The organism is Edaphobacter sp., assembly GCF_035763405.1.
Taxonomy (GTDB): Bacteria; Acidobacteriota; Terriglobia; order Terriglobales; family Acidobacteriaceae; genus Edaphobacter.
This window is the reverse complement of record NZ_DASUBE010000096.1, coordinates 1-4758: the sequence shown is the minus strand read 5'-3', so window position 1 is coordinate 4758 and position 4758 is coordinate 1. Positions and strand designations below refer to the sequence as shown.

The following is a 4758-nucleotide window of genomic DNA, read 5'->3' as shown; positions in this document are numbered from 1 at the left end:
CGAGCCGGGCATCAAGTCGGCCACCGCATCGTCCGTCACCAAACCGGCGAAGCTCGAAACCGGCCTCGTCGTCCAGGTGCCGCCGTTCATCAACGAAGGCGAGAAGATCCGCGTGGACACAGCCGAAGGCGCGTACATGAGCCGCGCGTAAGGAACTCTGCGAATGAATCGTACCGATTTGCAGAAGCTGTCCCATGCCAGGATTCGAGAGGCAAAAATTCTCTTCGACGCAGGAGAATATAGCGGCGCCTACTACTTAGCAGGATATGCGGTAGAGTGCGCCTTGAAGGCATGTTTCTCGAAAGGGGTAAAGCGATATGATTTTCCCGATAGGGATAGTGCCGGGAAGGTCTTTACACATAAATTTCGCGATCTTGTGAGGCTAGCAAAGCTAAGCGATGAACTCTCTCGGGCCGAACAGGAAAACTCCAAGTTCTCTGCGGGCTGGGATTTGGTCTGCAAGTGGACAGAAGAAAGCCGCTATTCTGCTTGGAAGCGGGATGACGCAGAGGCAATCCTCGACGCCATCATGAGGAGAAAGGATGGGGTGCTGCCATGGATCAAACAACGTTGGTAAGTCCTGACGTAACTGCGGGGCGTGAAGCTCTGGCGGCCCTCGATGCGGCCCACATCAAGCAGATTGTAGCGCTATTCATGCTGTCTCCAGAGTATGGCGATTGGAGATTTGTTCTTTCGTCGCCGTCTCTCGATCAAACCCGACAGCTTAAGGCTTACGAGCAGGTAACGGAGGCACTTCACGGTCGATTTATATACACCTTGCCTACAATCATGGTGCTGCCGACGAAAGACCCTTTCATACGAGAGCTTCGCAGGATATTTAGCACCAATATAAAAGTGGGACCCAAAACGGTTGTGCGTCTGGGAGGGCAGACGATTGGCAACCGATTCATCTCCGATGCCTACGTTATCCGCATGCCGGGTGTAACAGCTTAGCCATGGTCTGCCATTATCTCGTCAAAGGCCGCGTGCAGGGCGTCGGCTTCCGCTGGTTTGTGCAGCGGGAGGCCGCGGAACTCAGCCTGTGCGGCTGGGTGCGCAACACCGACGACGGCCACGTCGAAGTTGTCGCCTCGGGCGGACCGGAAGACCTGGCCGAGTTGAAGGACGCACTTCGCAAAGGCTCGCGCGGCAGCCGCGTCGATGCCTTCATTGAACACGAACTGGCCGAGAGCGAAGCCGCCGATCTCGGCCCATTTCAGATTGAAGGAGCCTGGTAGAAAGCCGATGAGTCTGCCCATTAACTGCGAACCGCTGAAAGCATTGATCCGCACCGTGCCGGACTTCCCCAAGCCGGGTATCCTCTTCTATGACATCACCACGCTGCTCAAGGACAAGACCGGCTTCGCGCAGTTGATCGACGCCATGGCCGCGCACTACATCGGCCGAGAGATCGACCTGGTGCTCGGCATCGAGGCGCGCGGCTTCATCTTCGGCCCCGCGCTCGCCTATCGCCTCAATGCAGGCTTCGTCCCGGTGCGCAAGCCGAAGAAACTGCCCGCGAAGACGGCGCGCGTGAACTACGACCTCGAATACGGCGCCGACGCGCTTGAAGTCCACCTCGACGCCATCCAGCCCGGCCAGCGCGTCATCATCGTCGATGACCTGCTCGCCACCGGAGGCACCATGCAGGCGACCGTACAACTCGTGCGCCAACTAGGCGGCGAGATCGCCGGCCTCGGCTTCGCCATCGAACTCGACTTCCTGAAAGGACGCGATAAGTTTCAGGAGTACGATGTTCTGAGTCTGCTGCACTACGACGAGTGAAGTGCATCGGAGACCCTCTACGTTTCATCTAATCTACGTCTAACCCAGGTTCAGGAGTCTTTGATGAAGTCTCACGGCTACGCCGCGCACGATAAGAAATCGCCCCTCGTCCCCTTCAGCTTTGAGCGGCGCGACCCCGGCCCGAACGATGTTGTCATCGAAATTGCCTACTGCGGCATCTGCCACTCGGACATCCACCAGGTGCGCGACGAGTGGGGCGGCTCCATCTATCCCATGGTGCCCGGACACGAGATTGTCGGGCGCGTCGCCAAGGCTGGCTCCGGGGTCAAGAAGTTCAAAGAAGGCGATCTCGTCGGCGTGGGCGTCATGGTCGATACCTGCCGCGTCTGCGAGGCGTGCAAAGCGTCGATGGAGCCTTACTGCACCAAAGGCATGGTCGGCACCTACAACGCGCGCGACTACCAGGGCGAGATCATGTACGGCGGCTATGCGAACAACATCGTCGTCGATGAGCGGTACGCTTTCACCATCTCGCCGAAGCTGAACCTCGCTGCCGTGGCCCCGCTGCTCTGCGCGGGCATTACCACCTACTCGCCGCTGCGCCACTGGAATGCGGGTCCGGGCAAGAAGGTCGGCATCGTCGGACTGGGCGGACTGGGCCACATGGCGCTCAAATTCGCGCACTCCTTCGGCGCGCATGTCGTCCAGTTCACCACGTCGGAGAGCAAGGCCTCAGACGCGAAGAAGCTCGGAGCTGACGAGGTCGTCATCAGCAAGGACCCCGACGCGATGGCAAAGCAGGCCGGCACCTTCGACTTCGTGCTCGACTGCGTGGCCGCGCCGCACAACATGAACAGCTATCTGGATCTGCTGGCGCTCAACGGCACGCTCTGCTCGGTCGGCCTGCCGGAGGCACCGCTGTCTGTTGCGCCGTTCGCCATTCTTAGGAACCGTCGCTCGCTGGCAGGGTCGATGGTCGGCGGCATGACGGAGACGCAGCAGATGCTCGACTACTGCGCGGACCACAACATCGTCTCCGACATCGAACTGATGCCGGTCGCCAAATTGGCCGAAGCCTACGAGCGCGTCATCAAGGGCGATGTGAAGTATCGCTTCGTCATCGACATGGCCACCCTGCCGAAGGGCTAGCGCCTTACAGCGTGACCTTCATTGCAACAGTCGCTGTCACCGCGCCGCTGGTGAGAGCATTCGCGCCCGCGCCTGCGGGTGTGCCAATCACCTTGATGGAGTAACTGCCGGGCAGCGTTCCGAGGTCGGTGCAGGTTCCGCAGCCGCTCAGGCCGCCGATTCCGCAGAGAGCGATCAGTGCGATCAGCAGCCCTCTGAATTTGCGCCGTCTGCCGAACGGAAGAAGCAGCACTGCGCCCGCGAATGGCAGCCCGGTGCCGAGAAAGTAGGGCGTCGAGGAGCCGCAGTCGTGCGGGGCGATGGTGCTGATGGCGAGTGTCGTCGTTCCGCCTCCGGCTGGAATCGTGTGCTGGCCGAAGGTGCAGGCGGATTCGGCAGGCAGGTTGGCGCAGGACAGCTCGACCGGCTGCGCGAAGCTCTGGCCGGGCGTGACGGTGACGGTCAGGTTCACGCTGCGGCCTACGCCGATGCTGGCTGGCCCGGTCACGGCGATGGTGAATCCTCCCTGCGGTTGAATCACAGCGGCGTTGATCGTCTCGGCCAGCGCGGGAGAGACGCTGGCCTCGGAGCCGGAGTCGCCTGCGTAGCTCGCGGTCAGGCTGTGGCTTCCGGCGCTGAGCGAGGCGGTGCTGAAGGTGGCGACTCCTGACGAGTTGAGTACTGCTGTTCCCAGGACGCTCGTGCCGTCGAGGAAGGTCACGGTGCCGGTCGGCATCGCGTAGGATCCAGCGGCGGTTGCGGTGAGCGTCACCGGCTGGCCGGAGGCGGCTGGGTTGGCAGAGCTGACGAGGCTGACCGCGGTCGGGTTCTGGAGCACGGTCACGGTCGCGGCGTTCGAGGCCGCGCCCGCGTGGGTTGAGTCTCCTGAGTAGACGGCGGTGATGGTGTGGCTGCCGACGGAGAAGCCGGTTCCTGTCGATGCAGGGCAGGTTGCCGACGGCGTGACCGGGATGGTGCAGATGCCCTGTGTGCCGTCGTAGAAGGTAATTGAGCCGGTGGGTGTCGTGCCGTCGCTGGCAGTGACGTTGGCGTAGCCATCGACGCTCTGGCCGAAGTAGATGGTGCCGGGCGAGGTGATGGTGAGCACGACGCTGCTGGAGACGACCGCAGCGAATGCGGCTCCGGGAATGGCACCCAGAAGCGACGCGGCGACTGCCCTGACTAGAAGACCTCGGCTCGACATAGAGATACTCGGTGGCCCGATTTCGGACAGTCTCTATATCGGCGGCGGTTACTAAAACGAGAGGGGCGGCGTCCGGCAGGGCTCGATTCTATTCCCGGGCTGGGTCTCGGGCGCGCCTCGGGCTGCCCTGGTGTGGCAAAATGCTAATGTCGGGCACAAGTCCCGGCCAGTGCGCCTCCTGCGATGAACCTGCCTAATTCCATTACGATGAGCCGGATTGCCAGCGTTCCGCTGCTTATCTGGATCCTCTCGTCCGTCTTTCCGTGGACGGGGCACGGACAGGTGGGCCTGCGGGGCGGCGAGCAGGAGATTATCGCCTCGATTGTCTTCATCGCGGCGAGCATTACGGACGGGCTTGACGGTTATCTGGCACGCAAGCGCGGGCAGATTACGACGATGGGAATGCTGCTCGATCCGCTGGCCGACAAGCTGATGGTCTCGGCGGCGTTCATCATTCTGGTTGGCTACAATCCGCGCGTTGTTCCTGCGTGGATTGCGGTGCTGGTCATCGGACGCGAGTTTCTGGTCTCGGGGCTGCGCTCGATTGCAGCGACTGAAGGCTTCACCATCGAGGCGAGCGAGATTGGCAAGCTCAAGACGGTCATCCAGATTGTCGCGGTGGTGGCGGCGATCCTGGCGCACCGGTGGGACTACTGGAACTGGGGCGGCTTCATCGTCGG

General features: G+C 61.7%; 7 protein-coding genes and 1 pseudogene. 7 read left to right on the top strand and 1 reads right to left on the bottom strand.

Annotation, left to right across the window (positions count from 1 at the left end; translation table 11 throughout):
• The 6 genes and pseudogenes from VFU66_RS09850 to VFU66_RS09825 form a co-directional block, all read left to right on the top strand.
• Window positions 1-151: pseudogene (locus VFU66_RS09850) on the top strand (elongation factor P); the annotation flags it as partial.
• 12 nt (window positions 152-163) lie between these two features.
• Window positions 164-577, top strand: coding sequence for a HEPN domain-containing protein (locus tag VFU66_RS09845; protein ID WP_326446073.1), 414 nt, complete (start codon window positions 164-166; stop codon window positions 575-577).
• Window positions 556-954: a hypothetical protein gene (locus VFU66_RS09840; RefSeq protein ID WP_326446072.1), complete on the top strand. Its 399-nt coding sequence runs from the start codon at window positions 556-558 to the stop codon at window positions 952-954. The genes VFU66_RS09845 and VFU66_RS09840 overlap by 22 nt, the downstream gene beginning before the upstream one ends.
• A gap of 2 nt (window positions 955-956) precedes the next feature.
• The gene (locus VFU66_RS09835) at window positions 957-1238 is read left to right on the top strand and encodes an acylphosphatase (RefSeq protein WP_326446071.1); all 282 of its coding nucleotides are present in this window, start codon (window positions 957-959) and stop codon (window positions 1236-1238) included.
• A 7-nt stretch (window positions 1239-1245) separates the two neighbouring features.
• Window positions 1246-1785 carry an adenine phosphoribosyltransferase gene (locus tag VFU66_RS09830; RefSeq protein ID WP_326446070.1) on the top strand — a complete coding sequence of 180 codons (540 nt, stop codon included), beginning with the start codon at window positions 1246-1248 and terminating at the stop codon, window positions 1783-1785.
• Between the two features lie 60 nt (window positions 1786-1845).
• Window positions 1846-2895 carry an NAD(P)-dependent alcohol dehydrogenase gene (locus tag VFU66_RS09825; protein ID WP_326446069.1) on the top strand — a complete coding sequence of 350 codons (1050 nt, stop codon included), beginning with the start codon at window positions 1846-1848 and terminating at the stop codon, window positions 2893-2895.
• 4 nt (window positions 2896-2899) lie between these two features.
• On the opposite strand, the gene VFU66_RS09820 is transcribed toward VFU66_RS09825, so the two are convergent.
• On the bottom strand, window positions 2900-4078 hold the full coding sequence (locus tag VFU66_RS09820; protein WP_326446068.1) for an Ig-like domain-containing protein: 1179 nt from the start codon (window positions 4076-4078) through the stop codon (window positions 2900-2902).
• Window positions 4079-4261: 183 nt separating this feature from the next.
• Between VFU66_RS09820 and pgsA the strand changes: the two genes are divergently transcribed.
• On the top strand, window positions 4262-4758 hold a 497-nt coding region (pgsA, locus tag VFU66_RS09815; protein WP_326446067.1), incomplete at its 3' end, for a CDP-diacylglycerol--glycerol-3-phosphate 3-phosphatidyltransferase.

What these genes read in the sequence shown, in the direction of transcription:
- VFU66_RS09845 (WP_326446073.1), top strand. Translation starts at nt 164, where the DNA reads ATGAATCGTACCGATTTGCAGAAGCTGTCCCATGCCAGGATTCGAGAG.
- VFU66_RS09840 (WP_326446072.1), top strand. Translation starts at nt 556, where the DNA reads ATGGATCAAACAACGTTGGTAAGTCCTGACGTAACTGCGGGGCGTGAA.
- VFU66_RS09835 (WP_326446071.1), top strand. Translation starts at nt 957, where the DNA reads ATGGTCTGCCATTATCTCGTCAAAGGCCGCGTGCAGGGCGTCGGCTTC.
- VFU66_RS09830 (WP_326446070.1), top strand. Translation starts at nt 1,246, where the DNA reads ATGAGTCTGCCCATTAACTGCGAACCGCTGAAAGCATTGATCCGCACC.
- VFU66_RS09820 (WP_326446068.1), bottom strand. Translation starts at nt 4,078, where the DNA reads ATGTCGAGCCGAGGTCTTCTAGTCAGGGCAGTCGCCGCGTCGCTTCTG.